The organism is Mycobacterium gallinarum, assembly GCF_010726765.1.
Taxonomy (GTDB): domain Bacteria; phylum Actinomycetota; class Actinomycetes; order Mycobacteriales; family Mycobacteriaceae; genus Mycobacterium; species Mycobacterium gallinarum.
Genome location: NZ_AP022601.1, coordinates 1,580,627 through 1,597,392 on the forward strand (window position 1 = coordinate 1,580,627; position 16,766 = coordinate 1,597,392).

Here is a 16,766-nt window from a genome sequence, read left to right on the forward strand (position 1 = left end):
TGGCAGGCTCGGCATGTGGACCTGCCACAGCCCAGTCCGGACACGCCACACCTCGCCGACGTCATACCGTCCGTTCTCTCCGCGATGGGGGTCGCAGGATTCGACAGGCGGATACCGTTAGCCGCTGATATCACCGGCGCCTGCGTGCTATTGGTCGACGGACTCGGCGCGGAGTTACTCGACGAACACGCCGCCGACGCGCCCGTCATGGCCGGTCTACGCGGCCGAACGCTGCAGGTCGGCTTCCCGGCCACCACCGTCGCCGGACTCGCCGCGCTGGGCACCGGATGTCGCTCCGGCGAGCACGGCATGGTCGGATACTCCTTCCGGCTGCCCGACGTCGGCGTTGTGAACTCTTTGCGCTGGCGCATCCACCCGTGGGGCGCCGACGTGCGAGACGCTGCGCCGCCCGAGGAGGTGCAACCGATGCCGACGACGTTCGAACGGGCCGTCTCGGCGGGGGCGTCGGTCAGCGTCATCTCCGGAGCCGAATTCACCGGGTCCGGGATGACGCGCGCAGCGCTGCGCGGCGGCCAGTACATCGGCGTGCACGCGATGGGCGATCTGTCCGCGCGGGTGCGCGAGTCCGTTGCCGCCGGCGGGTTCTGCTACGCCTACCACAGCGAACTCGACATGATGGGCCACCTCTACGGTCCCGGATCGACCGCGTGGATCATGCAGCTGCGCCAGATTGACCGGCTGGTGGAATCCATCGTCGAGGGCCTGCCGTCCGGCGGACTGCTCGCAGTCGTGGCCGACCACGGGATGGTCACCGTCGGCACCGACGACGTCGACATCGACAGCGACGACTCGCTCACTGTTGGCGTGACCGATATCGGGGGCGAAGCTCGGGCGCGGCACATATATGTAGTTCCCGGCGCGGCCGACGACGTGTTGGCGACATGGCAGGCCACGCTCGCAGGTCGGGCATGGGTGGTCTCGCGCGACGAGGCTATTGCCGCCGGCTGGTTCGGCGAGCGCGTCAGCGACACGACGCGAACACGCATCGGCGATGTCGTAGCCGCTGCCCGCGGTTCTGTAGGTTTGCTGAGACGAACAGTCGAGCCCCTGGAGTCTTCGTTGATCGGCCACCATGGCTCACTGACGAGCGCCGAGCAGAGCGTCCCACTGCTACTCGCGTACGGGTGAGCGACCCTGCTCAACGTTGGACTCACTGATATAACTGGTTGCCTTGCAATGCTTTTCGTAAGTTCTGTCGAGTTCGAACAGCATCACTGCCGCGAATAGTTGCTCTCTCCAACATAAATCGCTTTCACGACGGTCACGAGCAGCAAACAAATCGGTGAATACGCCGTTTTCTGCTGGATGTTGAGTGAAGTGGCCCACCGAATTTCGGCATTGTGGTCGCGGTCACACCATATTCGGTGAACGTGGTCACAGATTTTGGTGGGTTACAAATTGCTCTGTTAACGTCCGGCGTCATGTTTGCTGTTGCAACGCTTTTGACGCTAGTCAATTCCGTGTCCGGCACGCCCTACGTCATCGGTGGGGATTCCCCGGCCGGTACCGATTGCTCGGGACTCGTCTCCTGGGTCACCAACGCGGCGACCGGACGCCCCGTCTACGGGGACCGGTTCCACACCGGGAACATCGAGCAGGCACTGCTTGCGCGTGGCTTCCAGTACGGCACGCAGCCCGGCGCGCTCAACGTGGGCTGGAACGGCGGTCACACCGCCGCGACGCTGCCCGACGGCACGCCGGTGTCGTCCGGAGAAGGCGGCGGAGTCAAGGTCGGTGGCGGCGGCGCCTATCAGTCGCAGTTCACCAACCACATGTTCCTGCCGATGCCGCCCGATCAGGTGCCACCGCCCCCCGGCGCCCCGATCGTGCTGATGAACCAGCAGGCGCCGATGCCTCCGGCACCACCGATGGCACCGCCACCGCCGCCGCCGCCCGCACCACCGATGGCCGGCCCGGTTGATCCGATGTTGGCGCCGCCTCCCCCGCCCGCACCGCCGATGGCACCGCCGCCGCCCGGCGCACCGCTGCCCCCGCCGCCGCCCGGCGCACCGCTGCCCCCACCCCCCGGTGCCCCGGCGCCACCGGCCTGACCCGAAGGGCGCGATAACGTCTGCGGCGTGATCGTGCTGCTGCCGCCGTCGGAGACCAAGCATCCTGGCGGCGACGGGCCATCACTGAGCCTGGACGCGCTGTCATACCCCGAGCTGACGCCGCTGCGCGCCGAACTCGTCGACGAGCTGGTCGAGCTCGCCGCCGACACGTCGGCGTGCAGTCGCGCACTCGGGCTCTCGGCTGCTCAACACGTCGAGATCGAGCGCAATGCCGCACTATGCGATGCGCCAACGCTCGCCGCAATCGACCGCTATACCGGCGTGCTGTACGACGCGCTCGACATCGCATCGCTGACGCGCGTCGCGGCGAGCCGTGCCCGGGCCAGGCTCGCGGTCGGATCGGCACTTTTCGGGCTACTGCGCGCCGACGATCACATACCCGCATACCGGCTCTCCGCGACATCGAAGCTGCCCGGACAGCCCGCTCTGTCGACGCGCTGGCGACCTCTGCTCGAGCCGGCGCTCGTCAGGGTCGCAGCGCACGAGCTGGTCGTCGACCTGCGGTCAGGCTCGTACGCGTCGCTCGGCAGGTTGCCCGATGCCGTGCGGGTCGATGTCGTCTCGGAGAATTCCGACGGCAAGCGCACGGTGGTCAGCCACTTCAATAAGGCGCACAAGGGACGGCTGGCCCGCGTGCTGGCCTCCACCCGATCCGAGCCTGACACCGCGGCCGCAGTAGCGACGATCGGGCGGCGCGCCGGCATGCGCATCGAACGCGAAGGCAATCACTTGACGGTAGTGGTGCCGGCTTGAGTTCTTGCGAAAGATCTTCGCCTCCAAGGCTTTCGCGTTCTAGATCGGAGCGATCAAGTCCGTCGTGTAGAACTCTGCCGGATTCTGCGAGAACCTGTCCGGGCGACTGATGAACACCCAAGCGCCTGTCGCTCCCGGCTCGATTCCGTCCTGAATAGTCACCGACCCCGCCCCGCCCCTGTCGGTATTCAACGAAGTCTGCGCGACGCCCGGATCCGCACCCCAACACGGCACCGCAGAGGACCGGGGCACTTGAATCAGCCTGACGTCGTAACGCATGTTGGGCACGGCGGTCGCGATCTGCACATCGGCGGTCAGCGTGGAACCGTCCGATCGCAACGTGCCGAGCGGCCTCCCCATCCCCGTCGGCCCGTTGTAGTCGGTCTCGCTGAAGTCGCACCGACGCAGGATCTGCGAGAACGGCAGCACGGTGCCGCCCGCTCCGGCGGCGACCCCGGCGTCGTCGGTACCGTCGGCGAACGCTGCCGCAGGAGGTGCCGCCAAAGCCATCGCTGCCGTCAGCGTCAAAATCCGCGTCGTGTGTCGCATAGTCCCGAGTAAAGCACCGATCAGCGGCGCAATGGGCAATTCCGGCCGGTCGATCGGTTGGCAGGGCCGCACCGTCGCCCTCCCGTACGGTTGAGTCATGACGGTGTTGCCGGACGTTGGAGCCGTGCGGAAGCAGCTGGGACGCAGCCTGTTCGGTTTGGTTGCGGGCCCGAACGGTCCGGCCAACCGCTCCCGCATTCACGACACACCCGGCCCGCGGTGGTTCGACGAGGATCGCCCAATTCGCCGTGTGCACGCCGACGCGTCGATGTTCGTCGGCGGGCTGCGCGCGCTGCTGTTGCAGTCCCTGCATCCGCTTGCGATGGCAGGCGTCGCCGAGCACTCCGACTACCGGGGTGACCCGTGGGGACGGCTTCAGCGCACCAGCACCTTTCTGGCCGTGACCACCTTCGGTCCTGCCGCCGACGCGCAGCGGGCGGTGGACAAGGTGCGCGGCATTCACCGGCGGGTGAGCGGTGTGGCTCCCGACGGCAGGCCCTACGCCGCCGGAGACCCGCACCTGCTCGAGTGGGTACACATCGCGGAGGTCGACAGCTTCCTGCTCGCGCACCAGCTTTACGGGGCACACCCGCTCGATCAGAGTGGCCGTGACGGATATGTGGCCGACACCGCACGCGTCGCCACGGCACTCGGTGTCATCGACCCGCCGCGGACCGAGCGGGAACTGGCCGAACGCATCGAAGCCTTCCGCCCGGAGTTGACGAGCACACAGTCGGCCCGAGAGGCCGCTCGCTACTTGTTGTTGACTCCCCCGCTGCCCGTCGTCGCGCGAGCACCGTACGGTCTGCTCGCGGCGACGTCGGTGGCGATGTTGCCGCCATGGGCACGGCTGCCGCTGCGGCTGCCCTACTTTCCGCCGGTCGAGTCCACGCTCATCCGGCTGTCGGGCCGTGTCGTCGTCGGCGGAATCCGGTGGGCATTGACCGCGACCAGTTGAGTCAGTCCCGGCACTCGACGACGTCGTACATGCCGTCGGCGTACAGCGAACGGATGTACTTCTTGTCGAACTTGCCGACGCTGGTCTTCGGCACCTCGTCGATGAAGGTCCACCGCTCGGGCAGCCAGAAGCGGGCCACCTTGTCGCACAGGTGCTCTCGCAGCTCCTGCGCACTGGATGACGCATCCTTCTTGATCACAACGGCCGCCAGCGGTCGCTCCTGCCAACGCTCGTCGGGCACCGCCACCACAGCGGCCTCCAGCACGGCGGGATGGTCCATGATGCACAGCTCGAGTTCCACTGACGAGATCCACTCGCCACCCGACTTGATCACGTCCTTGGCACGGTCGGTGAGCGTGATGAACCCCTGCGGATCGATACGGCCCACATCGCCGGTGCGCAGCCAGCCCTCGTGAAACTTCTCCGAATCGGCATTCTGGTAATACGACCCCGTGATCCAGGGCCCGCGAACCTCTAGCTCCCCCACCGCTTTACCGTCGTTCGGGAGGACCCCACCCTCGTCGTCGACGATCCTGATCTCCACTCCGCTCACTACTCGGCCTGCCGCTGCCCGCAACGTCCAGGCATCCTCGCCGGTGACTTCGGGCGGCGGTGCCGCCAGAGCGGCCAGCGGAGACGTCTCGGTCATACCCCAGGCCTGCCGAATGAGCACGCCGAAGTCCTGCTCGAATTCCTTCATCATTCCCAGTGGGACAGCGGAACCTCCGCAAGCAACCATCCGCAGCGATGAGATATCCCTTCCGGGATTGGCATGAAGATACTGCAGCACGTCGTTCCAGATCGTGGGGACTGCCGCTGCGACGGTCGGGCGCTGCAGTTCGATCATGTCGACGAGCGGTTCGGCCTGTAGGTACTTGTCGGGCAACAGAAGATCGGCGCCGGCCATCACCGCCGCATAGGGCTGCCCCCACGCATTGGCATGGAACATCGACGCGATGGGTAACACCCGATCACCGTCGACCAGGCCGATCGCGTTGGCTGAGCAGACGCTCATCGAGTGGAGATACGTCGACCTGTGGCTGTACACAACGCCTTTGGGGTGTCCTGTTGTCCCGCTGGTGTAACACATTGCGGCGGCCGACTTCTCGTCGAGATCAGGCCAGTCGTACTCGATCGGCTGTCCGTCGAGCAGTTCGTCGTAACAGATGACGTTCTTACCCGACGCCGTAAGCGGCGCCAGATCACCGTCTCCTACCACGACCACGGTCTGCACCGTCGTCAGGTTCGGCAGCACCGCGGCGAGCACCTCGACGAGCGACACATCAACCAGCACAACGGAATCCTCGGCCTGGTTGGCAATGAAGGCGATGTGTTCACCAGCAAGCCGGATGTTCAATGTGTGCAGTACCGCACCCATGCACGGAACGGCGAAGTACGCTTCCAGGTGCTCCTGGTTGTTCGTCATGAACGTGGCGACGCGCTGCCCGGTCGTCACGCCGAGCTGTCGCAGGCCGTGTGCGAGTTGAGCGACGCGGGTGCCGAGTTCGCCGAAGCAAATCTCGCGATAGCCGTCGGCCGTCTTGGTAATCACCTTGCGGCCGGAATACCAGGTAGTGCCGTGCCGCAGGATCCCGGTCACGGTCAGCGGAAAGTCCTGCATCGTGCTGTCCATGTCACCCCCAAGGCGCATCGGTGGGCAGGCATCCATGATTGCCGATCACCGCAGCAGTTCGGGAGGAAACGCACAACGGGACCGTTAGCATCACTCGGCATGGCGCAGTACGGTTATCCGCCGGTCGGGCCACCGGAGCCCCCGGTATCCGGCGGTGATATCGCTGTCTCCGTCACCACGCTCATCCTGACGGTGTTACTGGGCGCGGTCGCGTCGTTTTTCGGACTCTTTTCGCTCGCGTTCATCGACTCGTGTCCACCGGCGAGCTGCAGCGTGGAGGGAGCCGTCACCGCGGTCATGCTGGCTCTCGGTGTGGCCGCGGTCATCGGCGTGGTGGGCCTCGTCGTGACGGTGGTGCAACTGTTCCGCCGGAAGCGCAGCTGGCCGTTCGCGGTTGCGACGCTGGCGCTCTGCACGATCACGGTGTTTCTCGGAGGCGTCGGCTACGTGCTCGCCGTCGGATGATTCGAGTCGGCCGACCATTGGTCGAATCGCGCCTCTGACTCGGTGGAGTCACCTACCGTTTCAAGGGTGGAGATACACCCTGCACCAGAAACTGAAGCCCCCGGCCTGGTACCGGTCGGGGCACTGCGCTCAGGGGACCCAATCACCGACGTCAACGGTGGCGGTCAGCACTACATAGTTCTGGAGTCCAAGAAACTCGGCGAAAGCTGCGTCGTGCTCGAGCTGGAATCCAAGGCCAACGACCAGCTCAGGGTGATCGAGGCGTCCTTCCCCGCCGACTACGTGATGAGCCTGACGCCGCGCCATCCCATTCTGTGATCTGGCGCTAGCCGCCCGCTTCGTTGGAGACTCAGGGGAACCCCGACGAAACGGAGCACCGAATGCTGCGCGACATCCGCGAACTGACCGAATCGCCAGAGGAGTACGCGGCCGAACTGCGGAGGCGCTGGGGCGGATTGTTGAGCTACCGCTACATCGGGCGCAGTCACGCGTCGATGGATCTCGTCACCGAGGACAACACCGTCACCCTGCGCCACGACATGCGTAACCCTGCCGGCGGAGTGCTGCTCTCGGTGTACGGCATCTCAGCGCCAGAGAGCGGTCATATGTCGGACCTCGAGGCGGTGCCCAACCCCGTCATCCACTCATGCCAGATCATCGACGCCGGCCGCGACGTTCGCCGGATCGAGATCATCTCCGAGGAACTCAAGGTTGGCCGCCAAATGGGGTACAGCCGCGCGAAGATCGTCGACGCGGATCGTCCCGACCGTGTGCTCGCGCTGATCGAAGGTCAGGGCGTGACGATCGGGACGCCGCCCGAGGGGCTCGAACGAATGGAGGCCAATCCCCTGGAGGTCGTGGACTCCCCCGATCTGCCTCCGCTGTGGAAGGTGTTCGGCGGCTACCGACGGCCCGATGGGAACTGGGGCCTGCCCGAGCTTGCAGCGGAAGTCGCGTCGCCCGACGCGGCGCTGCACATCGGGCCCCAATTCGTCATTCTCGAGACGGCGGCCGCCGACGCCGCGGCCATCCTTGCGGGGACCGACCGCATCCAGGGCGTCTCGACGCATGTGATGTTCCTCGCGCGCGGCAAGGTCGGCCCGTTCCGTGTCGAGACCGAGCCGATGAACGGTGCCGACGGCATGATCGCGGTGCGCGTGCTCATGCGCGACGAGGGGAACGGCCACCGGTTGATCACGTCGGCGTCCTACCAGTTCCACAGGGTGTAGCGCCAAGAGCGCCGAGGCGGCATGCGACACTTTGGCCATGGTTGTCGCAATCGCCCGTCCCAAGCTCGAAGGCAACATCGCTGTCGGCGATGACCGCCAGATCGGATTCGCCGAATTCGGAGACCCCCAGGGCCGCGCCATTTTCTGGCTGCACGGAACGCCCGGCGCCCGGCGCCAGATCCCGATGGAAGCCCGCGTCTACGCCGAACAGCAGCACATTCGGTTGATCGGAGTGGATCGGCCGGGCATCGGTTCATCCACGCAGCACAGCTACGACACCGTCGTCGCCTTCGCCGACGATCTGCGCACCATCGCCGACACGCTCGGTATCGACAAGTTCGTCGTCGTCGGGCTGTCGGGGGGCGGGCCGTACACGCTCGGCTGCGCGGCGGCGTTGCCCGATCGCATCGTCGCCGCCGGCGTCATCGGCGGGGTCGCCCCGACCATGGGTTCAGACGCCATCACCGGGGGTCTGATGGGCAATCTCGGTACGCGGGTCGCCCCGCTGCTGCAGGTGGCCGGCACCCCTATCGGACTGCTCGCCAGCGCCATCATCCGGCTGATTCGCCCCGTCGCGTCCCCCGCCGCCGACCTGTACGGCCGGGTCTCGCCAGAAGCCGACCGCAGGCTGCTGGCCCGCCCGGAGATCAAAGCGATGTTCCTCGATGACATCCTCAACGGCAGCCGCAAGCAGATGGCGGCGCCGTTCTCCGATGTCGTCGTCTTCGCCAGGGACTGGGGTTTCCGGCTGAACGACATCAAGGTGCCCGTCCGCTGGTGGCACGGCGACGCCGACCACATCGTGCCGTACGCGCACGGGCAACACGTGGTGTCGCGGCTGACCGATGCCGAGCTCTATCCGATGCCTGGCGAAAGCCATCTCGCCGGACTCGGCCGAGCCGAGGAGATCCTGCACACGATGCTCAAGGTGTGGGACGAATACGACTCCTAGCGTGTCGGGGTCGCGTTCAGCCGATCAGCGCTTGAGCCAGCCTGCGACGGTGTCGAGGTCTCTGGAGTAGGTCATGAGAAAGTCGTCGTGGTACAGCGCGCCGCCGCTGATCGCGTCGTTGCCCTGCCAGATCACGTGAACGCGTACCGGACTGCGGGTGTAGTAGTCGGTGCGGTCGGCGTCGCGGCAATGCCACCCGGCCTGGACAGCGCGCTCGGAAATCTCTTTGCGCAGGTCAGCTGCAGTCATTGGTAAGTCCTCCTGCCGAGCAGCGTACGTCATCGTGCCGGCGCGGTATCTCACGCCAGCGCGCGGCGCAACAGATGCATCGCGACGGTCGTCGACCTCTCACGGACATCGGAGCGGTTGCCCGGTAGCCGCATCCTGCGCACGTCGGTGGTGCCGTCGGCGAGCTTCACGCAGAAACAGACCGTGCCCACCGGCTTGTCCTCGGAGCCGCCACCCGGCCCGGCGATCCCCGTGATCGCGATCGCGGTGTCGGCGGCAAACCGGCGCAATGCCCCCTCGGCCATCGCCTCGGCGACGTTTTCCGACACCGCGCCGTGCGCTTCGATGAGTGCCGGGTCCACGCCGAGAAGTTCGGACTTGGCCTCGTTCGAGTAGGACACCACTCCCCCCGCGACGTACGCCGACGACCCGGGCAGATCCGTCAGCCGGGCCGCCACCAGGCCCGCCGTGCAGGATTCGGCGGTAGCGATCGTCCGTCCGGCCAGCAGCGCCGCAACCTGGTCGTCGACGGTGGCGCCGTCCTCGGAGAAGATCTCGCCGCCATGGCGCTCGCGCAGCAGCCCCATCAGGTCGGCGTACACGGGGGCCGCGTCCGGTTCGTAGCGGGTCACCATCTCGATTTCGCCGCGCCTCAGGCAGGTGGTGATCTCGAGCCGTTCGAACCCGCCGACGTGCGCTTCGGCCTCGCGCAGCGTGTCGGCGAGTCCCGATTCCGGCAGACCGAACATCCGCACCATCTCCTGGTGGTACGTCGTGCGGCCGGCTGTCGCTTCCTGCACCGCGGGCGTCTGCAACGCCAATGGCCACATCGGCTGCAGCTCGCGCGGCGGCCCGGGCAGGACGACGACCGTCGGCTTCCCCGGGACGACGACGCCCGGCGCGGTGCCGACCGGATCGATGACGTGCGCACCGTCCGGGATCAGTGCCTGCTTGCGGTTCGCCGCGCGCACCGCCTGCAGGTCGACGTTGGGATAGCGTGCCATCAGCCGCTGCACGATGTCGGCGATCTTGACCTCAAGGTCGTTGTCCAGCACCAACTCTCGGCCGCAGAACCGGGCCACCGTCGCCACCGTCATATCGTCGGCGGTCGGGCCGAGGCCGCCGCTGGTGACGATGAGGTCCACACCCTCGTCGGCGAGGAACCGCAGCTGCGCCTCGATGTCGTCCGGCCGGTCCCCGCAAATGGTGATGTGCGCGAGTTCGACACCGAGCTCCAGGAGTCGGTCGGCGATCCACGGCCCGTTGCGGTCGGTCACCCTTCCGGTGAGGACTTCGGTTCCGGTCACCACGATGCCCGCGCGTGCACTCACGTTGTACGACATTACGCATCTCGGACGTGGGACACGAAGAGCGGTAATGTCGTTCCGCATGACTGCGCCGAGGTCGCTGCGGGAGCTCTTCGATCAGCTCGGCCTCGCCGAAGTCCCGTCGACGGATGACAGCGTGATCATGGAGATGCCCGTCGATGAGCGCACTATCAACACCGCGGGCGGTCTGCAGGGTGGGTTGATCGCCACGATGGCCGACGTGACGGCCGGGCAACTCGCCGCCAGGGCCACACCGTTCGGGCATGCGATCGCCACTACGGATTTGTTCATTCGGTACCTGCGGCCGATCAAGGTCGGACCGGCCCGCGCGGTCGCGCGGATCCTGCGGACCGGAAAGCGTTCCGTCGTCGTGCAGGTGGACATCTACCGGGCGAACGACGACCAGATCGGAGCCACGGCGACGGTCAACTTCGCCGCCGTCGACTGATCGCTATTCGGTGCGGGCCAACACCTCACGGACGACGTCGAGCGTCGTCGCCGGATGGAGGAACGCGAACCGTCCGACGGTCTCGCCCTCCCACTTGGTGGGCGGGATGAACGCCACCTGGTCCTCGTGCAGTTGCTGGGCCCACGCGTCGTAGTCGACGGAATTCCAGCCGAGCCGGCGGAACAGCACCACGCCGAGATCCGGCTCGCGGATCAATTCCAGTTGGGGTGCGGCATGGATCAGCTCCGCGGTCTGACGTGCGAGCGCCGCGGCGACCTCGATGGCCTGCCGATAGGCCTCCAGGCCATACACCGCGAGGGAGAACCACAGCGGCAATCCCCGCGCCCGCCGCGTGAGGTGATACGCGTAGTCCGACGGATTCCACTCACCGGTCGAGGTGTGGATGACGTCGAGATACGACGCGTCCTGAGTATGGGTCGCCCTTGCCAGCTCGGGATCGCGGTACAACAGCGCACAGCAGTCGAACGGCGTGAACAGCCATTTGTGAGGATCCAGGATGAACGAGTCGGCCTGTTCCAGCCCGATGTACTTCGGTCGCAGTGACCGGGCGAAGATGCCGGAACCGCCGTATGCACCGTCGACGTGGAACCACCAACCGCGTTCTCGTGCAAGCGCTCCGACGCCGGCAAGGTCGTCGATGATGCCCGCGTTGGTCGTCCCGGATGTGCACACCACAGCGGCAATGTTCTGCGCGTCGGCGGGCACCGCCGCACGGACAGTGTCGGCGGTGAGCCGGTGATCCGGCGTCTCGACCACCAATGCGTCCATCTCGAGCAGCCGCAGGGTGTTGACGATCGACGAGTGCGCATCGGATCCGACCACCACCCGCAGCCGGCCGGTCGCACCGCGCTTCTTCGTGGTCTCGCGCGCGACCGCGAGCGCCGACAGGTTCCCCGCCGAGCCACCCGAGACGAAGCATCCGCCCGATGTCGTCGGCATCCCGGCTTCGTGCGCGATCACGCGCAGCACCGAGTTCTCGGCCGCGATCGCGCCCGAGGCCTCCAGCCATGAGATGCCTTGAATCGACGCGCACGACACCAACATGTCGAACGCCAGACTCGCTTTCGTCGGCGCAGCCGGAATGAAGCCGAGGAAGCGCGGACTGTCCGCGGAGATGACGCTCGGGGCGATCACCGAGGTGTAGACGCCAAGCACCTCATCCGGTGGTCGCGGCGTCTCGCGGATCACTCCGTCAAGTCGCTCGTACAGCTCCTCGATTGCCAGCGTGCCCTTGTCGAGCGGGACCGGGCTCATGCGCAACCGGTTCTCGGCGTAGGCCAGCACGCTGCGCAGCATGTTCTCGGTGTTCTGGTCGACTTCATGCATGGCTGAAGTCTGGCACCGGTGCGCCCCGGCCGAGCGGGATTAACCCAGCGGCAGCGGCTTGTGCGGAACGTCGGTCACCAGTCCGCCGTCCATGATGAACTCGGCACCCGTCGCGAACGACGACTCGTCGCTGACCAGGAATACGACGAACGGCGCGACCTCTTCGGACTGGCCGGGCCGCCGCAATGGCGCGGTGACCATGTCGTCGGGGAAATGCTTCGTCATCGGGGTACGAATGAAGCCCGGATGGATCGAGTTGACCCGGATGTTCTTGGGGCCCAGTTCGATCGCGGCCGACTTGGCGAGTCCGCGGACCGCCCACTTCGATGCGACGTAGGGGTGCACCATCGGCGCGCCGCGCAGACCCTCGATGGACGAGACGTTGATGATCGAGCCCTCGCCCGCCTTCTTCATCTCTTCGACGACGGCCTGCATGCCCAGGAAGGTGCCAGTGAGGTTGACGTCGATGACCTGCTGCCATTTGGCCATGTCGAACTTGCCGATCTGGCCCAGCGCGACGATCGCGGCGTTGTTGACCAGCGCGGTCAACTTGCCGAACGCCTCCACGGCGACATTGACCGCCGCTTCCCACTGCTCGGCATCGGTGACGTCGAGGTGGACATAGCGAGCGGATTCGCCGAGTTCATCGGCCAGTGCCTTGCCCTCCTCGTCGAGGATGTCCCCGATGACCACTTTGCCGCCCTCGGCGACAAGCGCCCTGGCGTGAGCGGCGCCCATACCGCGAGCTCCGCCACTGATCAGTGCCACTTTTCCGTCCACGCGTCCCATGGGGCGTCAGGGTACCGCACCACCTCGGAGAACTAGAACCTGTTCCAATTTCGGAGGGCAGCTTGCATACTGCTCGCCATGGCAATTCGCGTCGCGCTCCTCGGCACCGGCAACTGCGGCAGCCTGGCGCTCAGGCAATTGATCACCGACGCGCGTTTCGAGCTGACCGGCGTATGGGTGTCGACGGACGCCAAGGTGGGCAAGGACGCCGGCGAACTCGCCGGGCTGGATGTCCCGACGGGCGTCACCGCGACCAACGACCTCGAGGCCATCATCGCCACCAAGCCCGACTGCGTCGTGTACACCGCCATGGGTGACACGCGCCCCCGTGAGGCACTGGCCGATGTGCGCACGTTCTTGTCCGCGGGCATCAACGTCGTCGGATCGAGCGTCGGCGCGCTTCAGTACCCGTGGGGGTTGCTTCCCGACAAGGCCATCCAGAAAGTGGAAGACGCTGCGCGTGAAGGAGATTCGACCGTCTTCTTCACCGGAGTCGATCCGGGCTTCTGCACCGACCTGCTGCCTTTCGCGTTGGCCGGCACGTGTCAGAGCATCGAACAGATCCGCACGATGGAGATCGCCGACTACGCCACCTACGACGGCGAGACGGTGATGTTCGACGTGATGGGCTTCGGGAACGCGATCGGCGATCTGCCGATCCTGTATCAGCCCGGCGTGCTGTCCATCGCGTGGGGCACCGCCATCCGTCAGCTCGCCGCGGGCCTCGGCATCGAGGTCGACGAGATCCGCGATTCCGTCGAACAGGAGCCGGCTCCCGAGGACCTGCACGTCGCGGTCGGCACGATCAAGAAAGGCACCGTCGCGGCGGTCCGCTTCCTGATCGAGGGCATGGTCGGCGGCAAGCCGGTGATCGTCGTCGAGCATGTGACGCGCCTGGACCCCGATCTGCGTCCGGACTGGGCCCAGCCCGCGCATCCAGGTGGCTCGTATCGAGTCGAGATCACCGGCGAGCCGTCGTACTTCTGCGACATCGTGCCGATGAGCCGCAACGGCGGCGCCCCGTACGCGGCGATCCTGGCCGCTGCGGGCCGCATCGTGAACGCGATCCCCGACGTCGTCGCCGCGCCCGCGGGCATCCGCACCACGTTGGATATGCCGCTCGTGACCGGGAAGGGTGTCGTCGCAGCGACGTAGGCTGGGGCGCGATGACCGCGCAGCCCGTGGCCGAGGACCCCACTGCCGAGATCGCCGCAAGTGAACCGGGGTCGCACGTCGGTGCCTTTTTCGATCTCGACGGCACCCTGGTTGACGGGTTCACCGCAGCGGCGCACGCCAGTGACCGCTTCAAACGACGGCAGGCCGGCATCGGCGAGATCCTCGGGGTCTTCGAAGCGGCGATGCGTTACCGGCTTCGCCGGATGCGGTTCGAACACCTGCTGACCAGGGCGGCGGGCTATCTCCGCGGCGAGAGGCTGGCCGACCTCGATGACGTCTGCGAGCGGATCTTCGTCGACAGTCTCGCCACCCGAGTCTTTCCGGTCATGCGCGAGATCGTCGCGGCGCATCAGGAACGCGGTCACACCGTGGTGCTCACCACCTCGGCCGTGACCATCCATGCCAACCCGGTCGCCCGCTACCTCGAGATCGACCACGTGCTGTGCAACCACTTCGCGCTCGACGGTGACGGCCGCTTGACCGGTCAAATCGAGCGACCCGTCGTGTGGGGGCGGAACAAGGCCAGCGCGGCAGTGGGCTTCTGCGACGTCAATCAGGTTGACCTGCAACGCAGTTACTTCTACGCCGACGGCGACGAGGACGCGGCGTTGATGGCGATGGTCGGCAACCCCCGGCCGGTGAACCCGCGCCCGAAACTCGCCACGCTGGCCGCCGAACACGACTGGCCGGTCCTTCGCGTCGTCGGCACCGGCGGGCGACGGCGCCCGTCGCTGCGCAGGCTCGTCGGCTACGACTGACAGGAGCAGCCGTGCCGGACAAATTCAATGACATCGCCGCGGTCATCGCGACCAGGGACTACGCCGCCGCCCGCGCCTGGTACATCCGTGTCATCGGCCGCGAACCCGACCTGGAACCGATCGAAGGCGTCGGCGAGTGGCAGATCGCCGCAACCGCGTGGCTTCAAGTCGTCGAGGATCACGACCGCGCGGGCAAGACTGCGGTGCGTCTCGGGGTCGACGACCTAGGGGCGCAGATCTCGGCACTGGAGGCCGAGGGCATTGCGACCGGTGAGCTCGTGGTGATCGCCGATCTGGTCAAGGTCGTCGACGTCGCCGATCCGGACGGCAACGAGGTCTCCTTCGTCGAGGACCTGACCGGCGAATAGGCCTCATCGGCCGGCAATACCCCCCGACTGGTCACAACCGCCCGACGGCGTACTAAACTAGAACACGTTCCAATTCTTGATCCGGGCCCATCGAGGAGCAGTCATGCGCACCCCCATCTGCGACGAACTCAACATCGAGTATCCGATTTTCGCCTTCACCCATTGCCGGGACGTGGTGGTAGCCGTCAGCAAGGCCGGCGGATTCGGTGTGCTCGGCGCGGTCGGCTTCTCCCCTGAGCAGCTCGAGATCGAGCTGAAGTGGATCGACGAGAACATCGGCGACCACCCCTACGGCGTCGACATCGTCATCCCCAACAAGTACGAGGGCATGGACTCGACTGACCTCGACCCCGAGGTGCTCAAGAAGACGCTCAGCGACCTGGTGCCGCAGGAGCACATCGACTTCGCGAAGAAGGTGCTGTCCGATCACGGCGTTCCCGTCGAGCACAGTGACGACGACGCACTGCAGCTGCTCGGCTGGACCGAGGCCACCGCCACCCCGCAGGTCGAGGTCGCGCTGCAGCACCCGAAGTGCACCCTGATCGCCAACGCGCTCGGCACCCCGCCCGCCGACATGATCAAGCACATCCACGACGAGGGACGTAAGGTCGCCGCGCTGTGCGGCTCGCCGTCGCAGGCGCGCAAGCATGCCGATGCCGGTGTCGACATCATCATCGCTCAGGGCGGCGAAGCGGGCGGACACTGCGGTGAGATTGGCTCGATCGTGCTGTGGCCGCAGGTCGTCAAGGAGGTCGCACCCGTTCCCGTGCTCGCAGCGGGTGGCATCGGCAGCGGTCAACAGATCGCCGCGGCGCTGGCGCTCGGCGCGCAGGGCGCGTGGACCGGTTCGCAGTGGGTGGTGGTCGAGGAGTCCGAGCACACCCCGGTGCAACATGCCGCGTACGTCAAGGCCGAGAGCCGCGACACCGTGCGCAGCCGGTCCTTCACCGGTAAGCCCGCGCGGATGCTGCGCAACGACTGGACCGAGGCGTGGGAGAACCCGGACAACCCGAAGCCGCTCGGAATGCCGTTGCAGTACATGGTTTCCGGGATGGCGGTCGCAGCCACGCACAAGTACCCCAACGAGAGTGTCGACGTCGCGTTCAATCCGATCGGCCAGGTCGTCGGCCAGTTCACCAAGGTGGAGAAGTCCGCGGCCGTGATCGAGCGGTGGGTGCAGGAGTACCTCGAGGCGACCGCCACGCTCAACGAGCTCAATGAGGCTGCGTCTGTTTGATCGCCGCCGCGTGCGCCGGCTTTCTGATCGCCGTGCTGTGGATGGACCTGATGTTCGACAGCCAGGTCCTTCGACACCGCGACGCTGACGTCCTACCGGAGCCGGTGCTCGCGTCGATCTGCGGGTATTACCGCCGGGCCACGACGACATCGCGGCCGATGAGTCATCTGATCGCAGTGGTGATGGCGATCCTGCTGGGCGCGCTCGCCGTTCGGTTCCTCACCGGCGATGACCCTTGGTGGCTGATCGTGACAAGTGTCGTGCTGGCCGGCTTCCCGATTGCCTTGGCGATGGCGCGCACGGTTCGCAGCGCCGTTCGCCTCGGGGCGCACACCGATGATCCCGCCGAACAGTCGCGGTTGGCGCGAGCGGTGTGTGTTGACCACCTGGTGTGCCTGGCCTGCCTGTCGGGCTTTCTTGCAGTCTGGCTGACGCTCGCCGGCTGACCCCGGCAT

General features: G+C 66.5%; 20 protein-coding genes. 14 read left to right on the forward strand and 6 right to left on the reverse strand.

The window, feature by feature from the left end:
- Positions 1–15: 15 nt before the first annotated feature.
- The 3 genes from G6N42_RS07810 (at position 16) to yaaA (ending at position 2,846) form a co-directional block, all read left to right on the forward strand.
- Entirely contained in the window at positions 16–1,149 is a 1,134-nt protein-coding gene (locus tag G6N42_RS07810; protein ID WP_163728167.1) for an alkaline phosphatase family protein, read from the forward strand.
- Positions 1,150–1,442: 293 nt separating this feature from the next.
- Positions 1,443–2,072 (forward strand): NlpC/P60 family protein, encoded by a 630-nt coding sequence (locus G6N42_RS07815; RefSeq protein ID WP_163728170.1) that lies wholly within the window; start codon positions 1,443–1,445, stop codon positions 2,070–2,072.
- Between the two features lie 27 nt (positions 2,073–2,099).
- On the forward strand, positions 2,100–2,846 hold the full coding sequence (gene yaaA, locus G6N42_RS07820; RefSeq protein WP_163728175.1) for a peroxide stress protein YaaA: 747 nt from the start codon (positions 2,100–2,102) through the stop codon (positions 2,844–2,846).
- Between the two features lie 39 nt (positions 2,847–2,885).
- Here the strand turns inward: yaaA and G6N42_RS07825 are convergent, their stop codons facing one another.
- Entirely contained in the window at positions 2,886–3,395 is a 510-nt protein-coding gene (locus G6N42_RS07825; RefSeq protein ID WP_163728179.1) for a hypothetical protein, read from the reverse strand.
- A 97-nt stretch (positions 3,396–3,492) separates the two neighbouring features.
- Here G6N42_RS07825 and G6N42_RS07830 point away from each other — a divergent pair, with 97 nt between their 5' ends.
- Positions 3,493–4,353, forward strand: coding sequence for an oxygenase MpaB family protein (locus tag G6N42_RS07830; protein WP_163728181.1), 861 nt, complete (start codon positions 3,493–3,495; stop codon positions 4,351–4,353).
- Between the two features lies 1 nt (position 4,354).
- Here G6N42_RS07830 and G6N42_RS07835 read toward each other — a convergent pair whose 3' ends face one another.
- The gene (locus G6N42_RS07835; protein ID WP_163728184.1) at positions 4,355–5,986 is read right to left on the reverse strand and encodes a long-chain fatty acid--CoA ligase; all 1,632 of its coding nucleotides are present in this window, start codon (positions 5,984–5,986) and stop codon (positions 4,355–4,357) included.
- Between the two features lie 99 nt (positions 5,987–6,085).
- Here G6N42_RS07835 and G6N42_RS07840 point away from each other — a divergent pair, with 99 nt between their 5' ends.
- From G6N42_RS07840 to G6N42_RS07855, 4 genes are all read left to right on the forward strand, one after another.
- Positions 6,086–6,451, forward strand: coding sequence for a hypothetical protein (locus tag G6N42_RS07840; protein ID WP_163728187.1), 366 nt, complete (start codon positions 6,086–6,088; stop codon positions 6,449–6,451).
- A 66-nt stretch (positions 6,452–6,517) separates the two neighbouring features.
- Complete coding sequence (locus G6N42_RS07845) at positions 6,518–6,769, forward strand: hypothetical protein (protein WP_174262032.1); 252 nt, start codon at positions 6,518–6,520, stop codon at positions 6,767–6,769.
- 62 nt (positions 6,770–6,831) lie between these two features.
- Complete coding sequence (locus G6N42_RS07850; protein ID WP_163728190.1) at positions 6,832–7,680, forward strand: hypothetical protein; 849 nt, start codon at positions 6,832–6,834, stop codon at positions 7,678–7,680.
- A 37-nt stretch (positions 7,681–7,717) separates the two neighbouring features.
- Complete coding sequence (locus tag G6N42_RS07855; RefSeq protein WP_163728192.1) at positions 7,718–8,632, forward strand: alpha/beta fold hydrolase; 915 nt, start codon at positions 7,718–7,720, stop codon at positions 8,630–8,632.
- A 24-nt stretch (positions 8,633–8,656) separates the two neighbouring features.
- On the opposite strand, the gene G6N42_RS07860 is transcribed toward G6N42_RS07855, so the two are convergent.
- Positions 8,657–8,881, reverse strand: coding sequence for a hypothetical protein (locus G6N42_RS07860; protein WP_163728195.1), 225 nt, complete (start codon positions 8,879–8,881; stop codon positions 8,657–8,659).
- Between the two features lie 50 nt (positions 8,882–8,931).
- Positions 8,932–10,191, reverse strand: a complete 1,260-nt coding sequence (locus tag G6N42_RS07865; protein ID WP_491051112.1) for a competence/damage-inducible protein A — start codon at positions 10,189–10,191, stop codon at positions 8,932–8,934.
- A 58-nt stretch (positions 10,192–10,249) separates the two neighbouring features.
- Here G6N42_RS07865 and G6N42_RS07870 point away from each other — a divergent pair, with 58 nt between their 5' ends.
- Positions 10,250–10,636 (forward strand): PaaI family thioesterase, encoded by a 387-nt coding sequence (locus tag G6N42_RS07870; protein ID WP_163728202.1) that lies wholly within the window; start codon positions 10,250–10,252, stop codon positions 10,634–10,636.
- 3 nt (positions 10,637–10,639) lie between these two features.
- Here the strand turns inward: G6N42_RS07870 and G6N42_RS07875 are convergent, their stop codons facing one another.
- Both G6N42_RS07875 and G6N42_RS07880 read right to left on the reverse strand, forming a co-directional pair.
- Positions 10,640–11,983 (reverse strand): pyridoxal phosphate-dependent decarboxylase family protein, encoded by a 1,344-nt coding sequence (locus G6N42_RS07875; RefSeq protein WP_163728206.1) that lies wholly within the window; start codon positions 11,981–11,983, stop codon positions 10,640–10,642.
- Positions 11,984–12,022: 39 nt separating this feature from the next.
- On the reverse strand, positions 12,023–12,772 hold the full coding sequence (locus G6N42_RS07880; protein WP_163728209.1) for a glucose 1-dehydrogenase: 750 nt from the start codon (positions 12,770–12,772) through the stop codon (positions 12,023–12,025).
- A gap of 78 nt (positions 12,773–12,850) precedes the next feature.
- On the opposite strand from G6N42_RS07880, the gene G6N42_RS07885 reads away from it, so the two are divergent.
- From G6N42_RS07885 to G6N42_RS07905, 5 genes are all read left to right on the forward strand, one after another.
- Positions 12,851–13,927: an NAD(P)H-dependent amine dehydrogenase family protein gene (locus G6N42_RS07885; RefSeq protein ID WP_163728212.1), complete on the forward strand. Its 1,077-nt coding sequence runs from the start codon at positions 12,851–12,853 to the stop codon at positions 13,925–13,927.
- Positions 13,928–13,938: 11 nt separating this feature from the next.
- Positions 13,939–14,706 (forward strand): HAD family hydrolase, encoded by a 768-nt coding sequence (locus G6N42_RS07890; protein ID WP_163728214.1) that lies wholly within the window; start codon positions 13,939–13,941, stop codon positions 14,704–14,706.
- 11 nt (positions 14,707–14,717) lie between these two features.
- Positions 14,718–15,074 (forward strand): VOC family protein, encoded by a 357-nt coding sequence (locus tag G6N42_RS07895; RefSeq protein ID WP_232076104.1) that lies wholly within the window; start codon positions 14,718–14,720, stop codon positions 15,072–15,074.
- Positions 15,075–15,177: 103 nt separating this feature from the next.
- Complete coding sequence (locus G6N42_RS07900; protein ID WP_163728217.1) at positions 15,178–16,311, forward strand: nitronate monooxygenase; 1,134 nt, start codon at positions 15,178–15,180, stop codon at positions 16,309–16,311.
- Positions 16,308–16,757: a hypothetical protein gene (locus G6N42_RS07905; RefSeq protein WP_232076105.1), complete on the forward strand. Its 450-nt coding sequence runs from the start codon at positions 16,308–16,310 to the stop codon at positions 16,755–16,757. Before G6N42_RS07900 ends, G6N42_RS07905 begins: the two co-directional genes overlap by 4 nt.
- Positions 16,758–16,766 lie beyond the last annotated feature (9 nt).

Excerpts from the sequence above, each read along its gene's own strand:
- G6N42_RS07815 (WP_163728170.1), top strand. The coding sequence starts at position 1,443 with ATGTTTGCTGTTGCAACGCTTTTGACGCTAGTCAATTCCGTGTCCGGC.
- G6N42_RS07825 (WP_163728179.1), bottom strand. The coding sequence starts at position 3,395 with ATGCGACACACGACGCGGATTTTGACGCTGACGGCAGCGATGGCTTTG.
- G6N42_RS07830 (WP_163728181.1), top strand. The coding sequence starts at position 3,493 with ATGACGGTGTTGCCGGACGTTGGAGCCGTGCGGAAGCAGCTGGGACGC.
- G6N42_RS07835 (WP_163728184.1), bottom strand. The coding sequence starts at position 5,986 with ATGGACAGCACGATGCAGGACTTTCCGCTGACCGTGACCGGGATCCTG.
- G6N42_RS07840 (WP_163728187.1), top strand. The coding sequence starts at position 6,086 with ATGGCGCAGTACGGTTATCCGCCGGTCGGGCCACCGGAGCCCCCGGTA.
- G6N42_RS07850 (WP_163728190.1), top strand. The coding sequence starts at position 6,832 with ATGCTGCGCGACATCCGCGAACTGACCGAATCGCCAGAGGAGTACGCG.
- G6N42_RS07855 (WP_163728192.1), top strand. The coding sequence starts at position 7,718 with ATGGTTGTCGCAATCGCCCGTCCCAAGCTCGAAGGCAACATCGCTGTC.
- G6N42_RS07860 (WP_163728195.1), bottom strand. The coding sequence starts at position 8,881 with ATGACTGCAGCTGACCTGCGCAAAGAGATTTCCGAGCGCGCTGTCCAG.
- G6N42_RS07870 (WP_163728202.1), top strand. The coding sequence starts at position 10,250 with ATGACTGCGCCGAGGTCGCTGCGGGAGCTCTTCGATCAGCTCGGCCTC.
- G6N42_RS07875 (WP_163728206.1), bottom strand. The coding sequence starts at position 11,983 with ATGCATGAAGTCGACCAGAACACCGAGAACATGCTGCGCAGCGTGCTG.
- G6N42_RS07880 (WP_163728209.1), bottom strand. The coding sequence starts at position 12,772 with ATGGGACGCGTGGACGGAAAAGTGGCACTGATCAGTGGCGGAGCTCGC.
- G6N42_RS07885 (WP_163728212.1), top strand. The coding sequence starts at position 12,851 with ATGGCAATTCGCGTCGCGCTCCTCGGCACCGGCAACTGCGGCAGCCTG.
- G6N42_RS07890 (WP_163728214.1), top strand. The coding sequence starts at position 13,939 with ATGACCGCGCAGCCCGTGGCCGAGGACCCCACTGCCGAGATCGCCGCA.
- G6N42_RS07900 (WP_163728217.1), top strand. The coding sequence starts at position 15,178 with ATGCGCACCCCCATCTGCGACGAACTCAACATCGAGTATCCGATTTTC.